Below are 23702 nucleotides of genomic sequence, written 5' to 3' on the forward strand. Positions count from 1 at the left end.
ATTCGAGCGCTCAGCCTACGGCTGCTGGTCGTGAAGCTTTCGGGCGACGGGAGCAGATTCCCAAGAAACTATTTCGTCGCTTTCAGCTGAGCACGTGCTTCCATTCCGGCCTGCAATGTCGCAATGATTTCGTCGACATCATAGACGCAGCCTCCCCATGCACCTCCACCGACTTGTTGCAGTGCTGCCCATAATCGAGTGTCATCGGGAATGTCTTTTTCGACTGCAAGGCTTGGGTGTGGTGGCCGTTCGGCGAGCAACTGCTCTGCTGGTGTTCCGTCGGCTGATTCGATCAAGTTGACGGTGCCTTCGAGCGACTTGCGGTTGACTTCGATTTCGATGATGTCGCCGTCACGAACCTTCGCGATCGGACCACCTGCGAGTGCTTCGGGACCGACATGCCCAATGCATGCGCCCGTGCTTACACCAGAAAACCTAGCGTCGGTGATCAACGCGACGTGTTTTCCGAATGACAGGTACTTCAGCGCCGAAGTGATTTGGTAGGTTTCTTCCATGCCACATCCAAGTGGGCCGCGGCCGATCAGAACGATCACGTCGCCTTCTTTGATCGCCGGATCGAGTTGCCCTTTGACCGCGGCGATCGCATCACGCTCGCTGGTGAAGACTCTCGCCGGACCGCGTTTTCGATAGACGTCGTCATCATCGATCACCGATGGGTCGATCGAAGTTGCTTTTATCACGGAGCCCTCTGGGCAGAGGTTTCCAAATGGAAAGCAAACCGTTGGGGTCAGTCCCTTTTGGGCTACACGATTTGGTGGGACGATGACGTCATCGGGATCAACTTTGTCTGATTCGAAAAGTCGCTCGCGGCAGAATTGACGTCGATCAGAATCCTTCCACTGATCCAAGATTTCATTCCAGGTCATTCCGCTGACCGTCATCGCTTCACTACGCAGCAAACCCATTTCACGCAAGTGAAGTGCGACTTCGGGGACACCACCGGCAAGGAAGAATCGAACCGTCGGATGGCCAACCGGGCCGTTTGGCAGGCAATCGACAAAACGCGGAACCATCCGGTTGATGCGGCTGAATTCGTCGGCATCAGGACGCGTTAACCCCGCCGCTGCTGCGATCGCTGGAATGTGTAACAGCAGGTTTGTGCTGCCGCCGACGGCCGCGTGAATTAGCATCGCATTGAACATCGAGTCATCCGTCAAGACATCGCCTATTGATGTTCCGTTGGCGACCATCTGCATGGAAGCCGCGGCCGAATCGCGTGCCATCTGTGTCCAGATCGGCAAACCGCTGGGAGCCAACGCAGCATGTGGGATCGTCATCCCCAAAGCTTCGGCGACGACTTGGCTGGTTGCTGCGGTGCCGAGGAACTGGCAACCACCGCCGGGGGTTCCGCACGCGCGGCAACCTTCCAGCGAAGCCTCTTCCAGTGACATCTCACCACGGGTGTATCGCACGCCAATCGATTGAACCTTTCCAGTGTCTTCACCAACCGTTGCAGGCAAAGTGACACCGCCGGGCACCAATACGCAAGCAAGGTCTTTGCTGCCGGCAAGCGCCATCATCATCGCAGGCAAGCCTTTATCGCAGGTTGCGATTCCGATGACACCTTTGCGTTGTGGAAGAGAGCGTATCAATCGTCGGAAGACGATTGCAGCGTCGTTCCGGTAGGGAAGCGAATCGAACATCCCACGGGTGCCTTGGCTGCGTCCGTCGCATGGATCGCTACAGTAGGCCGCAAATGGAACCGCTTTGTTGGCCGACAACTGTTCCGCAGCCGCGCGAACGAGCAAGCCGATTTCCCAGTGACCGGTGTGATAACCCAATGCCGTCGCGGTGCCATCCTGTTCGCGCAAACCACCTTGGGTACTAAGAATCAAATACTGATCGCCCAGAACTCGTCGCGGGTCGTAGCCCATGCCGACGCTTTGGGTCAGCCCAAATAGATCGCCCGAGGACCACGATCGCAGAATCTCGTCCGATAGCGGCAATGAGCCGGACGGGCCCGCCGCATGAGTGATCAGTTCATCAGGATCGACAGGGGTATCGAAGTAGGTGGGCACGGCAGCAATCACAGGGCGGGGACAATGAAAAGAAGCAAAACGCAGTTTACCCCCACCCACAAACAATCCCAACCGGGCAATAGTTTACCGCCCGGATTGCGAAACAAATGCTCCCTGAGTCGCAACGGCGTTAGATCAATTGACTATCGTCAGGACATAGGAAACCGTCGCTAGCGCGAACCGGCTCAGTTTGATTGCTCGCCCTGAGCCGCAACGGCGTTAGCCGCGGTTACGTGCATTCCCGGCAGCCGGGAGGCTGCTAGACATGTGCATCTCAAGGCGGAGCCTTGCGACGAGTTTGAAGGACCGCTCGTGCGAGGCTCCTGCCTCGCATGCGATGTCTCGCGGGCTCCGCCCGCCAATAGTTGACACCGGGAACCGCATGCTGGCGCATAGCGGCTGACAAGCCATGTAAAATTGCGACCGTTGGAGAACCAGGCCTAAAGCTTGACCGTGACGGTTTTGGATTCGGTGTAGGGCTTGAGACCTTCTTCACCAAGTTCTCGGCCGTAGCCACTCATCTTGAATCCACCGAAGGGCGCTGCTGCGTCGAAGACGTCGTAGCAGTTCACCCAGACGGTCCCTGCACGAACCCTTGCGGCAAAGTCATGGGCGTTGGCTATGTCGCGCGTCCACACCGCCGCGGCCAAGCCATAGAACGTATTGTTCGCTCGGTGGATCATGTCTTCCTTGTCGTCGAAGGTCAGCACGCTCATCACGGGGCCGAAAATTTCGTCGGTCGCGATTGACATGTCGTCGGTCACGTTGTTGAAGATCGTCGGTTCAACAAAGTAACCTTGCTCACCAACTCGACCGCCACCGGCAACGCAATCGGCGCCTTCGTTCTTACCTTTGTCGATGTATGACATGATCTTGTCGAATTGTGCTTGATCGACTTGAGGGCCTTGATCTGTGTCCGACGCGAATGGATCGCCGACTTTGCGTTTCAATGTCAACGCCGTCAGCTTTTCAATAAATTCGTCGTGGCAAGACTTTTCAACAAACACTCGGCTGCCGGCACAGCAGCACTGCCCTTGGTTCAAGAACAAACCGATGTAAGCCCCTTGGACCGCGGCGTCCATGTCGGCATCGGCGAAGACTACGTTGGGGCTCTTGCCTCCCAATTCAAACGTCAAACGCTTGAGCGTATCGGCTGAATCACGCGTGATGATTTGCGCCGTTCTGTGTTCGCCGGTAAAGGCAATCTTGTCAATCAGCGGATGCTTGACGCAAGCCGCACCGGCAGTGGGGCCAAAACCTGGGACGATGTTGATCACGCCGTCAGGGAATCCAACTTCTTTCGCCATCTGTGCCATCGCGAGGCAAGTCAGTGGCGTCTGTTCAGCCGGCTTCATCACGACGGTACAACCGGCGGCCAGTGCGGGTCCCCATTTCCATGCCAGCATCAACAATGGGAAGTTCCAAGGGATGATTTGGCCGGCAACGCCGATCGGTTCGCGTCGGGTGTAGCACAGGTATTTGCCACGAATCGGAATGGTGCTGCCGTGAAGCTTGTCGGCATATCCGGCATAGTAACGGATCGCGTCGATTGCCAACGGAAGGTCTCCGCCCAAGCTGTCTTTGAGTGGCTTGCCGTTGTCGAGGGTTTCTAGTGCCGCCAAGTAATGGATTTCTTCTTCCATCCGATCGGCAAGCTTGTAAAGCAAGCGACCGCGATCACGGGCATCCATTTTGGGCCAATCACCCGTTTCGAACGCGTGGCGTGCCGCTTTGGCTGCGGCATCGACATCGGCCGCGTCACCTTCGGCGATCTGTGCGATTTCTTGTTCGGTTGCCGGGTTAAAGGTCGCAAACGTTTTACCGCTGGCTGCCGGAACCCATTTACCGTCAATAAAACACTCGGTGTGCTTCACTTCGACTTCGGCCGCAGACTTTGGTGGCTGTGACAACGTCGTACTCATCGATAACCTCGTGGACTGGTCGCGAACTACGCATGTAAATCAAGCCGCAGATCGATTCGGTCGCAGTTCGTTAAACACATACAGGGAAAGGGGCGAAGGAAGGTTTCAACACATCAGCAAAGGCAAATCAAATCACCGACTGCATTGCTATGGGTTCCTGCGATCGCGTTGCATGCCGAAACATCCCTGTTGTTGTACACGATCGGCTAGCCTTGGTGGGAATTTGGGGGGCAATGTCACCGGACCAGTGCCAAGCGGCGATGTCAAAGCGTTCGCAGGTATTTAAAGTGCTATTGACCTTGGTTTGTCACTCGTCCTAGGGTGGCCTCAAAGCATGGGTGACATCCGATGGAACATGGATACCCGGCTGGCAGGGCTGGCGTGAAGTTAGGAAAACTTTGGCGTTTGCGAATTCTGCCCCGAAAATGCTGGCCCTGTGCTTTCGTCATTGCCGATCACCATGGACGGTGTGTGATTTCAAATAGGAAGAAAGAAGGCCGCAAGGATGCCGAATAGAAAGCAGCTAAGAACGCAACTGTTGGTTACCGGATGTGCAGCCATGGTTGCTTGTTCGACAGGATGCCGCAGTGCGATGCCCAAATGGAATATGTTTGGCTTCCGCAAAGCTCCGTCAGCTGAAATGCTTGCCGGAAACGGTCCCAGCCATACTTATCCTGCTCCGCCAAGTTCATCGGCAACTCCGATGGCGATCGCATCCAATGCTGCTGGAACCAGCGACATGGTTGCTGATGCGGGGAAAACACCAGGCGTTGGCACCGCAGGGTTCAATCCTGGCGTACCGACCGCAGGGCCGACTTCACCAGCAGCGAATATGGCTGCAGCTCAGGCAAACGGATTCGCATTGGCAAGTGGTCCCGCGGCAAGCCAGTCTGGCCCGGCTCACTACTCGCTAAGCTCGAACGTTTCGACCGACAAGAATTCGTCTGTGCCAGCGATCCCAGCCGGCTACCAGTTCGGAACCAAAGCGACTCCACCGGGCGCCACCGCAACAGCCGCAAACACGACGGGATATCAAATCCCTTCGTCGTACCCGGCTCCGTCAGCTGGGGGAACAGGATCGAGCTACAGCTTGCCCTCGTCTGCGACCTCTCCCATCAGTCCTTCAAGTATTCCACCGAGTACGTCCTATGCGATGCCCGGTACAGGAGCATCTGTAGCTAGCGAGCCAAGTGCAGGCCCAACAACATCGGGATTTGCGTTGCCCGACGATGTGATGGCCAGTGTCAAACAAGCTTCGGCAACCGCAACCAATGCGGCACCGTTCACACCCAAAACCAATACACCTTCGGCTGGTCTAGAGGCCACACCGAACACCGCCGTGGCAGCGATTTCGATGCCAGCGGCCGGATCTTCTTCGTCGAACAGCATGACTTTGCCTACGGGCACTCCGGCTTCAACCGTCGGTACTGGAAGCACAAAGCCATCGTTCTCTACCGCTAGCGCGTCTTTCCCTACGGGCGACAAGACTTTGTCACTGCCATCTAATGGCGTGATGAGCAACGGTAGTGTCGGTGGTTCGTACGCACCAGGTAGTACTGGTACAACATCGGGGTATCCAGCCACAAGCGGCTATCCCGGTACAGGCACCAATGGCAGTTTTTACCGCTAGGCAAAGTACGGTTCGCATCGTCGGTTAGCGACGTGCGGTCATCGCCTTGAAAGGCAAAGAATCCAGTTTGAGCATCACTGATTTTCAGGGTGCTCGGTCGTAAAGATGGTGGCCCATCCGCCATCTTTGCGGAACATGATTCGGCGTCGATTAAGGATTCAACGAAGGCAGCATTTCGTTTGGCGCTGAGGCTCGTACTGGATGCAATTGATCGCATCAGGAGTCCACGCCGATGAACGTTTTGTTTCAAGTCATTATGGCTGTTGCTATGGCAGCAGCACCGACGAATTGCGTTGTCACATCTTCGTTAGGTGGCAACCCGACGACTCAAGCGACCGTTGATATGGTCGAGTTGAATCACTTCCTGGACGACAACGGCCGCGAAGTGTTCCGCCAAGTCGTTTTCTATGATTGGTCCAGTAAGAACCGGCAGCTTGAAGTTCGAGCTTGGCGATTGGTCAAGCACCCTTCGCAGTTGCCTCGCCCACAACATCGCGGCGAAGGGTTTGTCACCCGCTGGCAAGACAAGTATGTGACACGTGAAGTCGTCGCCAGGACGATGCGTGAAACGTTCAGTCAAGAAGACCCCGAACGTGTCAATCGCAATGTCTTGCCCGAAAACGAACGCCGACCGCTTTGGCCCTCGGGCGAGTAGGCGGAATAAGAGCTGATGCACTCGATAGTGTCACTCCGCTCTGAAAGTGTCGCTCCGCTCTCCGAGCTGAGAGTACGATAAGAAACCGCGAACGGCGCGGAGAGCGGAGCGACAATAGTTGATCGCAGATGGAAGGCTCCTTTCACCCTCGCTACCAAACGAAAACAGCCCCGAGTGATTCCCGGGGCTGTCTGGCAATTTGATCGCTTTTGATTTGCAGCGGATCATGCATCGGGTGCGATGACTTGATCCTGGTTCATGCAATCAGATCAGTCGCGAACGATGGTGCGGCCGTGCTTGGTGATCACGACGTCGACGCACTTGTCGCAGCAGGTGAACTTGTAGGTCAGGATCTTGCGGCCGAGGAAGCCAGGACGGCAACCGACGTAGCAAGGAACGGTGCCAGCGCATTCTGCAGGAACGCAAACGCTAACTGGGTACTTGCAACCGGTGCAAGGATCGACAACGCAGAAGGTAACTTCTACTGGAGGTGCTGGGCAGCAAACTGGTGCTGGTTCGCAGCAAGGAGCAGGTGCTGGCTCGCAGCATCCAGCGTTGGCGACGGATGGTGCCAGGCTGGCAACGCAAAGTGCGGCAACGGCCACAACGAACGAAACGCTTTTCATCTTGTATTCCTTCGGAATCAAAGTTGCTTGAACAGGTGCCGTTACTTGAAGGAAGGTGGGCACCAACTAGGTGGTAAAGCTTTGCTCTTAGTTAAAGCTTGTGCAAGCCCCCTATCCCACCACGTGCCGTCGTGATTCTTCGTTGCATTCACATTTAGCGATTGCACCGAGGCAGGCGCGCCGCTTGAGACCATTAGGGCTCCACACAAGTTGGCGTCAGTCGTAAAGAAACCCAGGTTTTGTAAATGAAGCAGCCAATTCAGATCGTGCATCCACGCGGAGGGCTCAGCCGATGACCCGGCGGATGCCGGTAAATTAATGCGTCGATTGATCCGCAATCGTGGTCCTTGCGATGGACCATTCCTCGTTAAGGATCTAGTCGCGAATCGTGCGTCGAAAGTATGGAACGAGAGTCTGAGAACAAGACGCAATTCGCGATCGGCCAGCAACCAATGTTTGAGTCTCAGATTGAGAGGCAATTGTTGCGGCGAGGTCTTTCGCGTGCGAATTTGTCTCAGGCTGAAGCTGACAACCGTGTCGCAAGACGGTCATGCGAAAAACCGCTGCGGCCCCAAATTTTTTTCGGGAATCGTTGACAGTTTTGCAGAGTCGCGGGGTTCAGGGCTGCCAGGAACATCAGCTCGCGCGAACGTATCAGAGAGGCCTGATTCGCGGACCGAAGCAAATTCCTGAAACGGATCTACAGACGGAAGCGGATCGGCATCCGTTCGATGCTTTCCACGGGGACGCCCCAGCGTTTGGCGGGCTTACCTTGCCATTTCGAAACCGCATCAACCGCGGCTTGATCTAAAACGGCGTGGCCACTGGATTGGTGGACTCGCACGTCTTCGACCCGTCCGTTCGAAGTGATCTTGAGCTCAAGAATTACAACACCTTGCCAGTTTTCCGCGATGGCTTTTTGGGGGTATTGCGGTGGCGCGTTGTTTGACAAGTCGGGCGAGTCTTCCTTCTCAAGTCCGACGAACTGTTCGATTGGGATCGCCGCAGGCTTGGGGACTGCGGTGACAATCGGCGTGGTCGCTTTGCGTCGCGGTTGGACGGGACTGATCTCAGGCATCGGTTCGGTCAAGGTTTGACGTTGAAGCTGTGTTTCGTCTGCGATCGAGTTCCGCGCTGAAGGCACGGTGACGCGAGGCAGATCACGTTGGCTACGTTCCAAGCGATGATGCTGGGTTGGTTCAGCCGGTTGTTGTTCAGGCGGCGAAAGGTCCGCGTCAGGCGGAATGTCTTGTGTCTGGATGGCTGGTTCGACCAGCGGACGGATTGACGGTTCGATCACACTGACCGGGGTGACAGCCGTCATCGACTGGGTTGCCTGGATTGTGATGACCTGTGATTGCCCTTTCGAAGCAAAACGCTGGTGGACCGACATCGGCACCGCGTACAGAACCGCAAGCATCGAACCGTGAAGCAGCAGCGAAAAACAGTACGATTTTAACGTTGGGGCCAACGGACTTCCGCTGCGGGGGTTGGGTCGGACCCTTGATTCATACATTGCCAGCGGGGTCACATTACTTGCTCAAGTATAACTTGCCGGATGAAGTTAACCGAAGGCGGTACATTTCTTTGTTGTGTCGGATCCAAACTTCGCGTTCCCCATGCAGAATTGTCTCTGAATCGATGATTCGTGGCCGCTCGTTCGGACGCTCCGATTCTTTCGGATTGCGTTCCTGATCATCACCCATCTTTACTCCTACGTTGCAATTTTCATGCATGCTTCATGCATGGGAGCGCAGCGTTAGCAGTTTGCGGGCCATTCGCCCAAGTATCACCAGATCGGTCAAAAACCTCGTGATTTCGAGTAGGTGACGTCCCTGTTAAAGTTGGATTTTTAGTCAACGGTGATGATTTATCCGCCGCGTCGATTCCCATCCACGACAGGGCTCATCGATGACCGGTCCTGCTCCGATCAGGCTGCAGCGGTTAGACTGGGGGGCGAGTGCAGTCATGATTGTCGTTAAGACGTTCGGCCATTAGCTTGTCAGGATCGTCACCGGGTTTTCCGGTCATGCGGAATCGACAGTTGGCCTAGAGCGATGACTTGGCACAAATTGCCTGATTCACAGACCGGTGTCGGGCGGAACGGACGGTCAATGCCGAAGATGACTCGTTGAAGCCCCGATTGTTGAAACCGGTCACTGGTTCCATCCAAGCCACGGCGAGTTGAGCGAATCGTGAAATTCGATGCGTGACTACCAACTTAGAATTTGATCTTAGATAAGTCTTATGAGCCAATCGATTCAATGTTCTCCCGTCGAAAGCCGCGCCGATCAGAAAGCGTTTATTCAATTGGAGAAGGATCTCTACAAGAATGATCCGAATTGGGTGGCTCCGCTTTGGGGTGAACGCAAGCAGCTTTGTGGTTTTTCTGGCAAGCACCCGTTTTATAATGATGCCGAATGCAAAGCGTTCCTTGCGCGTAAAGACGGGAAGGTTTGTGGCCGCGTTTTGGCGATCGTCAATCACGCCCACAACCGGTACCACAAAGAGCAGCGTGGCTTCTTTGGCTTCTTCGAATGTGTTGATGATGCTGAAGTCGCCAAGGAGTTGTTTGATCAGGCTTGTCAGTGGTTATCCGGCAAAGGCATGACTGACGTTCGCGGCCCGGTGAATCCCAGTTTGAATTATGAGTGCGGATTGCTGGTCGATGGCTTTGATTCACCGCCAACGTTCCTGATTACTTACAACCAGCCATACTACGAAGATCTAGTTGTTGCCGCGGGCTTTGAAAAATCACAGGACTTGTTTTGCTACGAGGCCAGCATTGAAGACCTTGACGATTTGGATCCGAAGCTTCAGTTCGTGATCGATGAAGCGACCAAACGATTCAAGGTCAACTGTCGCCCGATTAGTCGAAAGACGTTCGACGAAGACGTAAAAACGTTCCTGCGAATTTACAACCAGTCGCTGCAGCGGACTTGGGGGTATGTGCCGATGAGCGATGAAGAACTGGTTCACCAAGCGGGGCAATTAAAACTTTTGATCGTTCCTGAGTTGACCAGCATCGCCGAAATCGATGGACAGCCGGTCGGTGCGGGATTTGGTCTGTTGGACTACAACCAAGTTCTCAAAAACATGAATGGGAATTTGTTTCCGTTCGGCTGGCTCAGACTGGTGCTCGGCAAACGCAAAATCACTCGGTTGCGACTGGTCAGTACCAACGTATTGCCCGAATATCAGAAGTGGGGTTTGGGACTGGTTACGTTGGCGAGGATTTTGCCGGACGCGATCAAATTTGGAATCCAAACGGGCGAATTCTCTTGGGTTCTGGAAAGCAATTCGCTGTCGCGAGGTACGATCGAACGTGGTGGCGCTCGAAAAGCCAAAACACAGCGACTTTACGATCGCAAGCTGTAACGGCGGTCCCTGCGGTGGATCAACATTCGGATCCGATCGCGAATTGACTCAGGTGTCGGGGGAACCTGACCACTGTTCAGTCGGCCCGATAGGCTTCATACTCTTGAACCCACCTGTCTTTCGCCTGTCAAAAAGTCGATTTCAGGTGGTTTAAATTTTGCACTTCTCATCTTTGCTTTCTGCCGATTAGCCATGACACGTCAACCTGCCGTGATTACTGGGATCGGTATCGTCAGTGCAATTGGGATCGGTCAGCAGACATTCTTTGACGGTCTGCTAGAAGGACGTAGCGGCGTACGGTCGCTTGCCGATCGGACTGACGAAGAGGCAAAACCTGGACCCGACGATCCGCAAGACGGAGTTTGGATCGGGGCACCTGTTGTCGACTTTGATGCCAAGCAGTTTGTGCGACCACGCAAAGCCTTGAAGGTCATGTGCCGTGAAATCCAAACGGCATTCGCCTCGGCCCAGTTGGCTGTTGAGCACGCGGGGCTTGGTGATCAGATTCCTGCCTCGGAATCGGGTCTGATTTCACCGGATCGTCTTGGGACAGTTTATGGAGGTGAGATCTATTTCAATCCTCCGACCGAACTGATGGAGTCGATCCGTCGCTGTGTCGACAGCGATGGCCAGATCCAGGCGGGGCAGTTTGGCGATGCCGCGCGAAAAGAAGTCGTTCCGCTTTGGATGCTGAAATACTTACCGAACATGCCGGCCTGCCAAGTCGGGATCTCGATCAATTCGCAAGGTCCCAACAATTCTTTGGTTCTCGGCGACGTTTCCGGTCCAGCAGCATTGCTCGAAGGTTGCTCGTACTTGGATCGTGGTATCGCCGATATCAACGTCGTTGGTGCAACCGGGACGCGCGTCGGATCGATGCGAATGACCTACACCGGTGATCTTCCGATTGTGGAGCGTGGCGAAAATTCTGTTGCCAACGCTTCGCGTCCCTACGATCCCAATTGCACGGGTGTGGTTGGTGGTGAAGGGGCCGCATCGCTGGTGATCGAAACGGCCGAACACGCACAACGTCGCGGCGCAACAGTGCTTGCACGTATCTTGGGAATCGCTTCGCGCTTCGCGCCAACACAAGCGATGAAACAGTGTCAGCGTGGGAACTCCGTCGATCAATCGGAATCAAGGCAGGCCAGTTCCGCGATCAAGCTTGCCATCGAAGCTGCCTTGGAACAAGCCGGTGTCGCTGCCAAGGACATCGCCCTTGTTGTCTCGCATGCGATGGGAGATCGGCAGGTCGATAGCGGTGAAGCGATGGCATTGAATGATTGCCAAATCGATGCTCCAGTGCTGCCTATCATTGCTTCGATCGGGCATACAGGTGCAGCCGCGGGGATGATGGAAATCGCTACCGGAGCATTGGTAATCGCCAACGGAAAAATACCTGCGGCGCTACATGCCGATCAGCTGAAAGATGCCAATCTGGTTGATCACACGAGGGATTTTGATTCCGGCTGTGTGCTATGTGTGACGCACACAACCGAAGGCAGCGCTGTCGCCGTGGTTCTCGGTAAATAAAGTATCGAGTGCTGCGACCGATTTTGTAGAACGCAGCTTTTACTTGCGGCCTTTAGGAACGAATGGATCCAGAGCCGCTAGGTTGGCTCCGTCGTTCGATTCAGCGAATCGGAAACCCAACCCCGCGATCTTGTCGGCCGCTTCGGTAAGCTGTGGCCCGTTGTTGAGTTTCAATTGCACGCTGCCGACAACAGAAAGAATTTCATCCAGGATCGGTTCGTCGACTTTTTGAGCAACGCTCTGCAATCGTTTGCTCGCGCGACTTGCACGTTGGGCTGAAGTGATTCCGAATTTCGCTTTTTCCGTCGCTGCTGCAGTCGCGCGGAGCGAAGCTTCTAATTCAGCGATCATCCCGGCTACAAACATGACGCGCAGCTTTTCAGGAGACCGCGAGGCGTTTGCTTTTCCTTCGCTGGCGACAAAGTTGTGGCGAATTGTGCCCTGGCTCCATGAAACAAACTCAAATTCCAAAGACCCTGCTGAGTGTCCGCCGACATTGACCAGTTCTTCGTCAGCTGTTGTGTGACACCTCAAGCAGCTCTGGGCGACGAGGTAAGCATTCGTCGGGTTGCGCATTCCGGCGGCGATGCTTTTTGAAATTCGGTCCGCTCGGTGTTGTGATGATTCCGTTTGGCGAGTGACATTGGGACCGCCGTAGTCATGGTGCAATTCAAGCCACGCTTTTGCTTCTCCGTGGCACGACTCACAAGAAACGCCTGCGATTACATGTGGACTTTGTCCCGGCTCGGATTGCTGGGTGTAGTGACAACCCACGCATCGGCCAGAGTGCTTGATTGAACTGAGTCCAAGCTTGGAAGCGATTTGTTTCGCTTCAGGTTGACGGTGAAGCAAATCGAACGTCTTAGCATGGGGAGTCGACTGCCAAACCGTGATTTCGGGAGCATGGCATTTCACGCAGGCTTCGTTGCCCAGCACCATGCTTGGATCGACCGGGCGGGCCGGATGAATCGAATGTGATTGATCAGAACTGTTCGCTGAAACGAGACTCGTTTGGGCGTTCGCTCGCTGGCCATATTGCGATACGAGTGACGCTAGGGTGCAAATCGCACATGCGACGAATTGAATACGAGTCATGATCAACGATGGAAATGGTTCTTGGGGCGGTTGTGCGAGCATCGATCGGCGCAACCCGGCTGGTAATCGATTCGGCAAAACGACTGATCCGTAAGTGCGGTTCCGAGGGTCGGTCTCGCCGGATCATCGCGCGGGTTACTCCGCAAAATTGCGAGTCATTGCAAACGTAGCTCACCCTTAGCGGGCGGTATGCGCGAATGAATGAAAACGCTACCTCACATAGGCGGGTGTCGGTTGGTCTGGGGCTGTGCAGGGCGGACGAAGCCACCGAACAGATTGCAGCATTGAAATTGAAATCACCGTTGGTCGGGAATCCACTTCGCGGCAGGTTGCGTTTATGCTAGGAAGGCACAAAACCGCAGTGCGTTGGTCCAGCTTGATTTGGATTGGGCGATAGGCTTGGTATTGTTCGGATGTGCCGAAGGGCGTTAGCCCCGGTGGCCCGTGAGAAAACCGCCGCTAGCGCGGTGCGGCTCATAGGGTTGTAACTTGATTTTGGATTAGCCGATCGGGCTTTGGGCTTGGTATTGTTCGGATTAGCCGAAGGGCGTTAGCCCCGGTTACCCGTGAGAAAACCGCCGCTAGCGCGGTGCGGCTCATTGGGTTCCAGCTCTACTATTCAGTTGGAACATAGCACTCGTTACCCGTTTCACCCGCACCTCAGAATTCTGCAATGCCGCGAAGTCGACTTGGTCCGTTGGCAATTGAGTCAAAATTGGGCGACCACCCGTCGACCAGCTCGGTGTGGCGTGCGGTTCATGTGCAGCAGAAAAAATCAATCGCGGTCAAGCTCTTTAGTGCACCCTTTGGCGGTACTCCCGAGGCTCGTCAGGCGTTTGCCGATGAATGGGAGCGATTAAAGAAACTTTCGCACCCTGGATTGGCGCGATGTTTCGGAGGCGGTTTTGAAGACGCCGATGCGTACTTGGCCTATGAGTTGATTGAAGGCGAGACGCTACAGACGCAGATTGATCGAAGCGGACGACTTAGTTGGGAGAACGCACTTGAGATCGCTCAAGGCATTGCCGAGGCTCTCGAGTACTTGCATTCGCAGCAGGCGGTGCATGGCGCGATTCTGCCTGACAAAATCATCATCTCCGGATTCTCGCCCGTCTTAGTCGACATGCGATTGGACCGTTTCGGTTCGCCGTTTCGTGCATCGCGACCACCAAGCATGGACCAAGTCGCACGACAGGCACCTGAACTTGTCAGCGGGAATATCAGTAGTGCGCCCGAGAGCATTACTGCGTCAGCAGATTTGTATGCGTTGGGTGTGCTGCTCTACCATGCGATCACGGGACGTCTTCCGATCCAAGGCGATTCAATCGAAGAAGTTCGTCAAGCGGTCCAAATGCAAGTGCCAGAGTCACCGGCCAGCATAGTGCTGCAATGCCCGGTCTGGTTTGACAAGTTGATCATGCAGCTGTTGGAAAAAAATCCGATCAATCGGCCACAGTCTGCCACAGCGGTCAAATTGCAATTGGCCGAAGTGCGTAAGCGATCGCTTTCTCGGGCCGGTGTGGCTGAGCACGTCAGCAGCGGATTCAGTCCATTGCAAGTCACCAATCAGCAGGACAAGGACGAAGCAAGGCAGTTGCTCGGGCGAGGCGTTGTGGATCTTAGCCTTGCCGATGAAGACGAAGATGAAATCCCAGACGCGACCGTTTGGCATGATCAACCGTGGTTTCTATTCGGCGGCTTACTCGCAATCCTATTGCTGTTGGCCTATGTGGCTTGGCCGGCTAGTGAAGCATCGTTGCGAAAGCGGGCGGAAGCATTGATCGCTCAGGACACTCGATCCGCATTGTCCGAGGCTGAGAATCATCCCCTACGCCAGTTGATCGTCCGGTTTCCTGAAAGCCCCAATGCCGAATGGGCGCAACAACAAATTGATCGAATCAATGTCATTCAGTTCTTGCATCAACTGAAGATAAAAATCAAAAACAAGCTACCGATCAAAGACCAGGGCGAGTTGTTGCACAAGCAGGCACAAGCCTTCGAGGACAATGGCGATATCGCCGAAGCGCTCGACAAGTATCGCAGTATGGTGACGGTGCTAGGCGAAGACGAGAAATACGAAACCGCAGTTAATGCCGCTCGGTATAAGATCGCGTTGCTCGAAGAGCTTGCCGAAAAGGCAAGTGATGCACGCAGTATTGTTCAAGCTCGATTGGATGAGGCAGAGCAACTGATGTCGGAAGGACGCGTCGCCGAAGCGAGGATCATCTGGTACAGCCTCGTTGAACTTTATGGCAGTAATTCGGATCTGAAGCCGTTGATCGATCTTGCTCAGTCCAAGCTGGCTGAGAATCTAAACACGCAGCAATAGCGGAGCTGCAATCGCTCGATAGCCGACCTCGGTAGCAGTCCCAATTCTAAGATCGGGGAAAGCTCCGCAAGACTGAATGTTTGTCCGCTGCCGAGCAATGCATGGGGCAGTCAAGGCGAACTTCCGCTGCCAAAAATGATGTTTTCAACACACATTCTTACGGCAACCTGTTTGGTGTGTTAACAAGATATCAACAATCCTTCGCTATGCTCCTGCCCAGATCGTAAGACACTTTACTTACACCTCCATGAGGAGAGGGGCCGGTGCCATGCGTTTAGAAACGCCAGTGGCGATGGGGGATTGCCCGCTATCAACCACGCCATCAACCGTCGCTGCAACAACGACGGTCACTAAGCCGCCACCACCGAAGTTGGTTGACAAGCCAAATTCGATTCAAAATCCAACAGTGGCCCAAAAAACAACAGCGGCCCAAAAAACAACAGCGGCCCAAAAACCAACAGCGGTCAGAACGCTATTGGTGAGCGATGTCCATCTTGGCTGCAAACATGCTCGGACCGAAGAGTTCCTGAAGTTTTTGACAGGCTATCGACCGGAAACTCTCTACCTTATCGGCGACTTTATTGACGCCTGGAAGATCAACGCGGGATGGCATTGGTCGGTTCAATGTGACCGGATCATCAATCACCTAGTGGAGCTGACAGAACAAGGAACGAAGATCTATTACGCGTCTGGTAATCATGATTCCTTTTTGCGGGGACCTGCCTTTCGAACTTTGTTGCCAGCAGGATTTCCTCACGTCAACATCGCCGATGAGTTCGTTTTCGAAACTCTGCGAGGCTACCGGCTGTTGGTGATTCACGGGGATCTTTTCGATCTATTTGAAACCCGGGCGCAGTGGATTTCCAAAGGTAGTTCGGCTTTCTACGACGCTTGCCTTAGTCTCAATCGCTGGGTTCAGCAACGTTTTTTGGGGGACCATCGCAATCCTTATGGAGCCTGCGCGGCGATCAAGGGACGTGTCAAGCGTGGTGTGAAGTTCATCAGTCGTTATGAGCGAAAGATCATGAATCATGCTTCGGAAAAGAAGTGCGACGGTGTGATTTGTGGGCACATTCATACACCGGTGCTGAAGCATTCCGCCGACACGTTTTATTGCAATACGGGCGATTGGGTCGAGAACTGTACCGGGATTGTGGAGCATCACAATGGTGCACTGCAGTTGGTCAGTCGCTATGGAAAAGAAGTCACTTTGGATTTGAAGCAAGTTGCGAGCGAACCGGCCTTGAAAGAAATGGAGATGTCAGTCGCATGATTCGAAATTGGATAGGGCGTCGTTGTTTTTCCGCCATTCACGGACGCAATCTGGTCTACAACACCTGCTGGGAAGATCCACGTTTGGATCGCGAAGCCCTACAGCTGAGTAGCGATGACACCGTCTTGGTGATTACATCTGCTGGGTGCAATGCTTTGGATTACGCATTGCAGCAGCCCCAAGCCGTTCATGCTGTGGACGTCAATCCGCTACAAAATGCTTTGTTGGAACTGAAGAAGGCCTCGATCAAATCGCTTTCATTCGATGACTTTTTTGCGGTTTTCGGACGAGGGTACCACGAGGGCTGGGATCAGCTTTATCACCGGCAAGTGCGTCCAAATCTTCATCCATCGGTCGCGATGATTTGGGACAAGAGAACGAGCTTCTTCGATGGAACCGGTCGACGAAAGAGTTTCTACTTTCGAGGCACCTCCGGTCTATTCGCGTGGATGATCAATGGGTACATCAATCGTCCGCGGGGACTACGCGAAGCTGTTCATGAGATTTTGCAAGCCGAAACTGTGGACGATCAAGCCAAGATCTATCAAGACCGCGGTGTTCAAAACATGCTGTTTTCAAGGCCTATGCGATGGGCTCTTCGTCGTGACAGTGTGATGGCGATGCTTGGTGTTCCGCGAAGCCAACGGATGCAACTGGATCGTGGTTATCCTGGCGGCATTGGTAAGTTCATTCAGGATCGAATCGAACATGTCTTTACCCGAATTCCACTACACGACAACTATTTTTGGCGTGTCTATTTGACAGGAAGTTACTCACGCGACTGCTGCCCCGATTACTTAACCGAGGAAGGCTTCCAACAGCTTGCAGATGGTTTGGCTGACCGGATCAAGACTCACACCAAAACGGTCGAGTCATTTCTAAGTTCACACGATGGCGTGATCTCTCGATTCGTGCTGCTCGATCATATGGACTGGTTGTACGAGCACCATCCGCAATCTTTGTCTGACGAATGGCAGCGGATTGTGGAGCGGGCCGCTCCTGAAACAAGGATCCTGTGGCGAAGTGCGGCCTTTGATGTCGACTTTGTTGACCCGCTGATCGTCGCTTCTGACGGAAAGCAAACACGATTGGGTGAGCTACTGCGCTACCAAAGTGACTTGGCGAATCAATTGCATCAACGCGATCGAGTTCACACGTACGGAAGTTTCTATATCGCGGACCTGATTGGAGCAGCGGCGTGAGCGACACCGCACCCGTCCAACGATTGGAAACGTCAAAAGGTCGACTCTCTGACCTGAGAGTGCTTTGGCACCTAATGTTACATCCCGTCAAAGGCAAAACACATGCAGAACGGCTGGAGAGTTTCTATGGCGGACAGGCCGGAGACTACGACTCGTTTCGAGAACGTCTGTTGCATGGCCGCGACGACGTTCTGGAACATTTGAATTTCAATCCAGGAATGTCCTGGGTCGATATGGGAGCCGGGACCGGTCGAAACGTACTGCAAGTTGCCGATCGGATCGGGCAGCTGAAAGACATTTTGCTGGTTGACCTTTCCAGTTCGATGTTGAAGGTCGCAACTGAAAAGCTGAAGCAGAACCGACTGAACAATGCGTCGTGCTTAAACGTCGATGCGACGATGTTGGACTTGCCATCCGAAAGCGTCGACATCGTGACGTTCTTCTATTCGTTGACAATGATTCCGAATTGGTTTGCCGCGATCGAAGTCGCTCATCGAATTCTAAAACCAGGTGGAACGATCGCTGTCGCTGATTTCCATGTTTCCCGCAAGTATCCCGAAGCCGGGCAACGGCAGCATTCGTCATTAACACGGATGTTTTGGACCAATTGGTTTTCTGCCGATGGTGTTTATCTCAGTTCAGACCATCTGGCGATGCTGCAGCACCATTTTGAAACCGGTTACTTAAGCGAACGTTTTGGCAAAGTCCCGTACATGCCTTTGCTAAGAGCACCGTACTACACTTTCATCGGACGAAAGTCGGAGGCCGCTTAGAAACGTGTTTCTTCCCCCCATGTCGAGCGCTGGGTGCGGGAATCGGTATATCCAAGAAATGTGTTTCATCAAGCTTTGCTATGACCACTGATTCCGCGACACTTGATCCTGTGTCTCCAACGAATGCTGAAGCTGCGAAGTTCGCTGGACCCTCAGCAGCAAGCGATCAAAGCGACGATCCAGGACGAACTCGGTTTGCCCGTGTCTGCCGCGGGTTCATTCGCTACCACACTCGTCCGATCAACGTTGCCTTGCACTGTTTGACAACGCCCATGGCGATCGTCGGGACGTATGTTATTGCCTGTTGGTTTCATCCGGCAGCCTTGGTCGTGCTGGCTGTTTCACACGCGGTCTGGATTGTGGCTTTGACGCCGCTGCTGGTTTGCCTCAGCAGTACAGCAGCGATTGCGGCAATGGCAACGACAGCATGGTATGTATCGTCGAACCCCTGGCTGGGTTTGGCTTTGTTTCTCACTGGTTACCTCGGCCAAGAAGCCTCGCATTGGATTTCTGGCGAAGCGACATTTCAAAGCAGCTACAGGAGCTCCAGGCATCGGCTTTTGGAGTTCATCGATCACACCGTGTTGTTGTTGCCGTTGCTAATTGTGTCGGCGACACGGCGAAAGAGTTCTCCGCTGCGCATCCTTGTCGCGCGGCAAGCGGTACTACAAACAAGGTTGTCGCCAGAGGATTATCGAGCTGACTTCGACGCAATTTTGAACTGGGTGCGTGAGCGTACGCCGACATTGGAATCAAGCACGCACTGGTGGCAACACGATCTCGAAGGTGAAGCGGGCGAGGCTTTTAACAGGCTTTCATCAGATCCGACGTTGTTCCGAACAATCACCCGATTTCACGGGGCAGGCTATGAAGTCAAACCCGCGCTCGGGATGAACGAAGTCTATGTGACGGGGCCGCCGAAGAAGGTCTCTTCGGACACAGTTTTTTACATGGGCCACGTGGATGGCCCTTGGGCGGTATTCCCAGGTGCGACTTTATACCGATGCATGTTGGCGCTGAACGAGAACCTCGAGGTCACGACGCACTTTTCTATGGCTGGACTTTCGTCCGAGGAACCGGTTAGCCTTCGGTTATGCCATGGCGATGCCGCACTGTTTGATTTCAATCGTGAGTTGCACTACATCACTCGTGAATCAAATCCCTGTCAGCCTGAACCGCGGATCAACCTCAAGCTGCATTTCGTTGCCTATCCCAAAACGATGCGTTGGTATGGCGGATTGCTGGAATGGCTGACCACGACCTACGACATCCAGGCGCGAAACCTGTTTTTGCAGACAATCCAACCGAACGGTTGGATCGCTGGCGTCAAAGCTCGTTGGGTTCTTTCGTGGACAAGGATCTTCGAGGGGATGGTACAGCACGTCGGTTGGACCAACTTGGCGTACGTGGGGCTGGTCGGAGCCGTTTCCGGTGTGCTTTGGTTGAATGGCTTTGCTGACGCGTTTGCACTTTTTGTTGCCGCGACGAGCTTTGTCCACTATGGGATCTATGTGGGGACACTGTTGGAGCGTCGATCGGTCGCGTTTGCGCGTTTTCGCCGCGATGCGATGTTCTTCAAGGTGTTGTCGATGGGGCTTTTCCTGACCTTTTATGCCACGAACATTCTGGTAGGCGGCGTATCGGGACTAGAAATTCTTTCAGTGATCGTGGTGTGCCTTGGATTTTCTTTGGCTGGTTGGGCCGCGCAAGTGTTGGGCATGACGCGAACGCTGTATTCATCCGAGCTTGGGCTTGAGCCGCCGATGCGGATTCAGCGGGCGCCATTCGGATATATTTCACATCCGATGATTCTCGGGGCCGCGATCGCGATATCGGCGACGGGTATGGTAAATGAGTTTCGAGAGCGATTTGGCTGGTTAATCCTGGGGCATCTGGTTTGCTACGCGATCGTTTTGGCGCAAGAGATTCGCGTTGACCGCTCGTTCGAAAAATCTCAAGAAACCTCGCAAACTGCGGGGCAATAACGCAGGCCGAATCAGATTTTTTCGGCTGAAGAGCTTTCCTGGGAAACTAGATTTCGGCGAGTCAAACGGCGTTTCGATCCGAACGCATCTTTTGTGGCTTGCCCAAATGTCCCGAAAAACGCGATTCGGGGTCAGGCGAATGGGGCTAAGTCCCTTCCGAAAATGGTCCGAGAACGGTACGATTTTGGAAAATTTCGACAGTCTATTTCAACTTTACTTTTGCCCAAATTAAATCACGCCAATGAGTGTTGCATCGACCGATATCGATACCCTTGCCGTCGACACCATCCGCACGCTCAGCATGGACGCGGTTCAGACTGCCAATAGCGGTCACCCTGGCACGCCAATGGCTTTGGCACCAATCGCGTATCAGCTGTTCAACCACACGATGCAATACGATCCGGCCAACCCAAACTGGCCAAACCGGGATCGCTTTGTTCTGTCTTGTGGTCATGCTTCGATGCTGCTTTACAGCGTGTTGCACTTGGCAGGCGTCAAAGCCACTGACAAGGACGGCAAAGTTCTGGATGAGCTGTCGATCAAACTGGATGACATCAAGAATTTCCGTCAAATCGGAAGCGTCTGTGCTGGTCACCCCGAGTACGCCGAAGCTGCCGGGATCGAAACCACAACGGGCCCACTTGGTGCGGGTGTCAGCAACAGTGTTGGCATGGCGATGGCACAAAAATGGTTGGCCGAGAATTACAACACGGCTGATCACAAGTTGTTCGATTACAACGTCTACGCGTTGTGCAGCGATGGCGACTTGATGGAAGGCGTCGCTTGCGAAGCCGCGTCACTTGGCGGTCACCTCAAGCTCGACAACCTTTGCTGGATCTACGACGACAACAAGATCACGATCGAAGGCGACACCGATATCTCGTTCTCCGAAGATGTTGGAAAACGCTTCGAAGGCCTCGGTTGGAACGTCATCCACGTTTCTGACGTCAACAAGCTTTCCAACCTTGCCGACGCGATCGAGCAGTTCAAGGCATGCAGCGGAAAGCCAACGATCATTATCTGCAAGACCGTCATCGCTTGGGGATCGCCCAACAAAGCGAATACTCACGGAGCACACGGTGCACCGCTTGGCTGGGACGAAGTCGAACTGACCAAGAAAGCCTACGGGTTCCCTGCGGAAGAAAAGTTCTACGTTCCAGATGGCGTTGTCGAGCACTTCGACAGCAACCTTGGAAAACGTGGACAAGCAGGCTACGAAAAATGGGATGGCGTCTGGTCTAGCTACAAAGCGGCCAATCCGGAGAAAGCGGCCCAATTGGAAGCCGTCTTCGCCGGAAAGCTTCCCGCCGGATGGGATGCAGATATTCCTGTCTTTGAAGCCAGCGAGAAAGGCGATGCGACGCGAAATAGCAGTGGCAAAGTCCTGAACGCGATCGCAAAGAACGTTCCGTTCATGATCGGCGGTTCGGCTGACTTGGCACCAAGTAACAAAAGCGATCTAACCTTCGAAGGTGCCGGTGATTTTCTGCCCAACCAATACGGCGGACGAAACCTTCACTTCGGTATTCGTGAACACGCGATGGCGGGTGCGGTCAACGGGATCAGCCTGACTGGGCTTCGTGGATACGCAGCGACGTTCTTCGTCTTTACCGATTACATGCGTGGTGCGATGCGGTTGTCGTCGATCATGCACCAGCCAGTTCTTTACATCCTGACACACGATTCGATCGGTGTTGGTGAAGACGGGCCAACCCACCAGCCAATCGAGCATTTGACCGCTTGCCGTTCAATCCCAGGGCTTTATGTGTTCCGCCCAGGTGACGCCAATGAAGTCGCCGAGTGCTATCGCAAAGCGATGCTCACCGATGATCATCCTTCGGCCATGGTGTTGTCTCGTCAAAACATGCCGACCCTGTGCCGAACCAAATATGCGTCAGCCGAAGGTTGTGCCAACGGTGGTTACATCCTATCGGATTGCGAAGGCACCCCGGATGTGATCTTGATGGGAAGCGGAAGCGAATTGAACCTCTGCATCACCGCCGGTGAAAAATTGACCGAAGCCGGTAAGAAGGTTCGCATCGTCAGCATGCCATGCCTGGACCTGTTTGCCGAGCAAAGCAAGGAATACCAAGACCAAGTGTTGCCACCTTCGGTTACCAAACGTGTTGCCGTTGAAGCCGGCTTGCGAATGAGCTGGGACCGATGGTTGGGATTCGATGGCGAGTTCATCGGAATGCATGGCTATGGTGCTAGCGGACCATACGCACTGGTTTACGAGCACTTCGGTATCACCGCCGATGCCGTTGTCAAAGCTGCTGGTGGTTGATCTTTGAAAGTTCCCAATCAGCAGAACCGCCCTTTCACCGGAGCGAACATGACGCCGATGATCGACGTCGTGTTTCTGCTGATTATCTTCTTTCTGGTCTCCAGCCATCTTGCTAGACAGGAATCAAGGCTGCCGGTCGAGTTGCCGGTAGCCGAGTCTCATGATCCGCTTAGTGTCGAACCGGTTTCGCTGACAATCACGATTAATCGCGATCAGCAATTGCTCGTGGGCGGCAAGCCGGTCGATCAAGACGCACTGCCGTCGCTTTTCGCGGGAGTATTCGAACGTGAAGGTAAGACCGCTTCGTTGCGGATTCGAACCGACGGGGCCGTACCCTACCAGGTTGTCGAACCTGTGCTGCATGCATCCGCATCGGCAGGCGTGCTGGACATCAAGTTAGCCGTCAAGGATTAGCGGAGCAGAATCATGAGACTGCCTGCGGCAAGAGCGAGTGGCGAGCTTGAAGTGAAGATGACGCCGATGATTGACGTTGTCTTTCTGTTGCTGATCTTTTTCGTTTGGACCAGCAGTTTTGAAACGCCCGAATATGATCTTCCCGGCGCGATTTCTAAGAAACCCGAAGGCGGAAGCATCGCAAATACCGATGTGCCGCCGCCGATCGAACCGTATGACGAGGTCATCGTCCGATTGCGTATGCGTAACGGTTTGGTGGCGATTCAGATCGCCGGTGATGAAGTCAGCTCGTTCGATGAATTGCACGAGCGTTTAGAGGCGATCGTTGCCTTGGGGGTTCAGCCACCTGTGATTATCGATCCCGAAGGCACCGTGCAAATGGAGCAAACGGTGAAAGCCTATGACGTAGCGCGCGCGGCGGGTGCCGATCGAGTGTTGTACGCGACATCTGAACGTTGACGTTTCCGGTCGCTGTGAGAACTAAATCGCGAATCGGTAATGCGCAAGAGACTGCAATTGCCGTGATCCGGGTTTTGGTTCCGATTTGGATACAGCGTTGAC

Annotated in this window: 17 protein-coding genes; 12 read left to right on the forward strand and 5 right to left on the reverse strand. The window is 54.1% G+C overall.

The window, feature by feature from the left end; genetic code table 11:
• Positions 1–68: 68 nt before the first annotated feature.
• The gene (locus LOC67_RS19755) at positions 69–2039 is read right to left on the reverse strand and encodes a YjhG/YagF family D-xylonate dehydratase (protein WP_230264474.1); all 1971 of its coding nucleotides are present in this window, start codon (positions 2037–2039) and stop codon (positions 69–71) included.
• Between the two features lie 440 nt (positions 2040–2479).
• Positions 2480–3961 (reverse strand): aldehyde dehydrogenase family protein, encoded by a 1482-nt coding sequence (locus tag LOC67_RS19760; RefSeq protein ID WP_230264476.1) that lies wholly within the window; start codon positions 3959–3961, stop codon positions 2480–2482.
• 505 nt (positions 3962–4466) lie between these two features.
• Here LOC67_RS19760 and LOC67_RS19765 point away from each other — a divergent pair.
• Together LOC67_RS19765 and LOC67_RS19770 are read left to right on the forward strand one after the other, a co-directional pair.
• Positions 4467–5591, forward strand: a complete 1125-nt coding sequence (locus LOC67_RS19765) for a hypothetical protein (RefSeq protein WP_230264478.1) — start codon at positions 4467–4469, stop codon at positions 5589–5591.
• 232 nt (positions 5592–5823) lie between these two features.
• Complete coding sequence (locus tag LOC67_RS19770) at positions 5824–6246, forward strand: hypothetical protein (protein ID WP_230264479.1); 423 nt, start codon at positions 5824–5826, stop codon at positions 6244–6246.
• 1326 nt (positions 6247–7572) lie between these two features.
• Here the strand turns inward: LOC67_RS19770 and LOC67_RS19775 are convergent.
• Positions 7573–8343, reverse strand: coding sequence for an energy transducer TonB (locus LOC67_RS19775; protein WP_230264480.1), 771 nt, complete (start codon positions 8341–8343; stop codon positions 7573–7575).
• A 61-nt stretch (positions 8344–8404) separates the two neighbouring features.
• Positions 8405–8608, reverse strand: coding sequence for a hemin uptake protein HemP (locus LOC67_RS19780; protein ID WP_315861072.1), 204 nt, complete (start codon positions 8606–8608; stop codon positions 8405–8407).
• Positions 8609–9119: 511 nt separating this feature from the next.
• On the opposite strand from LOC67_RS19780, the gene LOC67_RS19785 reads away from it, so the two are divergent.
• Positions 9120–10250, forward strand: coding sequence for an N-acetyltransferase (locus LOC67_RS19785; RefSeq protein WP_230264481.1), 1131 nt, complete (start codon positions 9120–9122; stop codon positions 10248–10250).
• A gap of 192 nt (positions 10251–10442) precedes the next feature.
• On the forward strand, positions 10443–11783 hold the full coding sequence (locus LOC67_RS19790; RefSeq protein ID WP_230264482.1) for a beta-ketoacyl-[acyl-carrier-protein] synthase family protein: 1341 nt from the start codon (positions 10443–10445) through the stop codon (positions 11781–11783).
• A gap of 39 nt (positions 11784–11822) precedes the next feature.
• Here LOC67_RS19790 and LOC67_RS19795 read toward each other — a convergent pair whose 3' ends face one another.
• On the reverse strand, positions 11823–12878 hold the full coding sequence (locus tag LOC67_RS19795; protein ID WP_230264483.1) for a cytochrome c family protein: 1056 nt from the start codon (positions 12876–12878) through the stop codon (positions 11823–11825).
• A 673-nt stretch (positions 12879–13551) separates the two neighbouring features.
• On the opposite strand from LOC67_RS19795, the gene LOC67_RS19800 reads away from it, so the two are divergent.
• The 8 genes from LOC67_RS19800 (at position 13552) to LOC67_RS19835 (ending at position 23600) form a co-directional block, all read left to right on the forward strand.
• On the forward strand, positions 13552–15207 hold the full coding sequence (locus LOC67_RS19800) for a serine/threonine protein kinase (RefSeq protein WP_230264484.1): 1656 nt from the start codon (positions 13552–13554) through the stop codon (positions 15205–15207).
• A 478-nt stretch (positions 15208–15685) separates the two neighbouring features.
• Positions 15686–16480, forward strand: a complete 795-nt coding sequence (locus LOC67_RS19805) for a UDP-2,3-diacylglucosamine diphosphatase (RefSeq protein WP_230264485.1) — start codon at positions 15686–15688, stop codon at positions 16478–16480.
• A complete protein-coding gene (locus LOC67_RS19810) occupies positions 16477–17682 on the forward strand; it encodes a DUF3419 family protein (protein WP_230264487.1) in 1206 nt (401 codons plus the stop codon). Before LOC67_RS19805 ends, LOC67_RS19810 begins: the two co-directional genes overlap by 4 nt.
• On the forward strand, positions 17679–18455 hold the full coding sequence (locus LOC67_RS19815) for a class I SAM-dependent methyltransferase (RefSeq protein ID WP_315861073.1): 777 nt from the start codon (positions 17679–17681) through the stop codon (positions 18453–18455). The genes LOC67_RS19810 and LOC67_RS19815 overlap by 4 nt, the downstream gene beginning before the upstream one ends.
• 80 nt (positions 18456–18535) lie before the next feature.
• A complete protein-coding gene (locus LOC67_RS19820; RefSeq protein WP_230264489.1) occupies positions 18536–20440 on the forward strand; it encodes a methyltransferase in 1905 nt (634 codons plus the stop codon).
• A 241-nt stretch (positions 20441–20681) separates the two neighbouring features.
• A complete protein-coding gene (tkt, locus tag LOC67_RS19825) occupies positions 20682–22727 on the forward strand; it encodes a transketolase (protein WP_230264491.1) in 2046 nt (681 codons plus the stop codon).
• 48 nt (positions 22728–22775) lie between these two features.
• The gene (locus LOC67_RS19830) at positions 22776–23141 is read left to right on the forward strand and encodes an ExbD/TolR family protein (RefSeq protein WP_230264493.1); all 366 of its coding nucleotides are present in this window, start codon (positions 22776–22778) and stop codon (positions 23139–23141) included.
• A gap of 12 nt (positions 23142–23153) precedes the next feature.
• Positions 23154–23600 (forward strand): ExbD/TolR family protein, encoded by a 447-nt coding sequence (locus LOC67_RS19835; RefSeq protein ID WP_230264495.1) that lies wholly within the window; start codon positions 23154–23156, stop codon positions 23598–23600.
• The last annotated feature ends 102 nt before the right edge of the window (positions 23601–23702 follow it).

The organism is Stieleria sp. JC731 (assembly GCF_020966635.1).
GTDB lineage: Bacteria > Planctomycetota > Planctomycetia > Pirellulales > Pirellulaceae > Stieleria.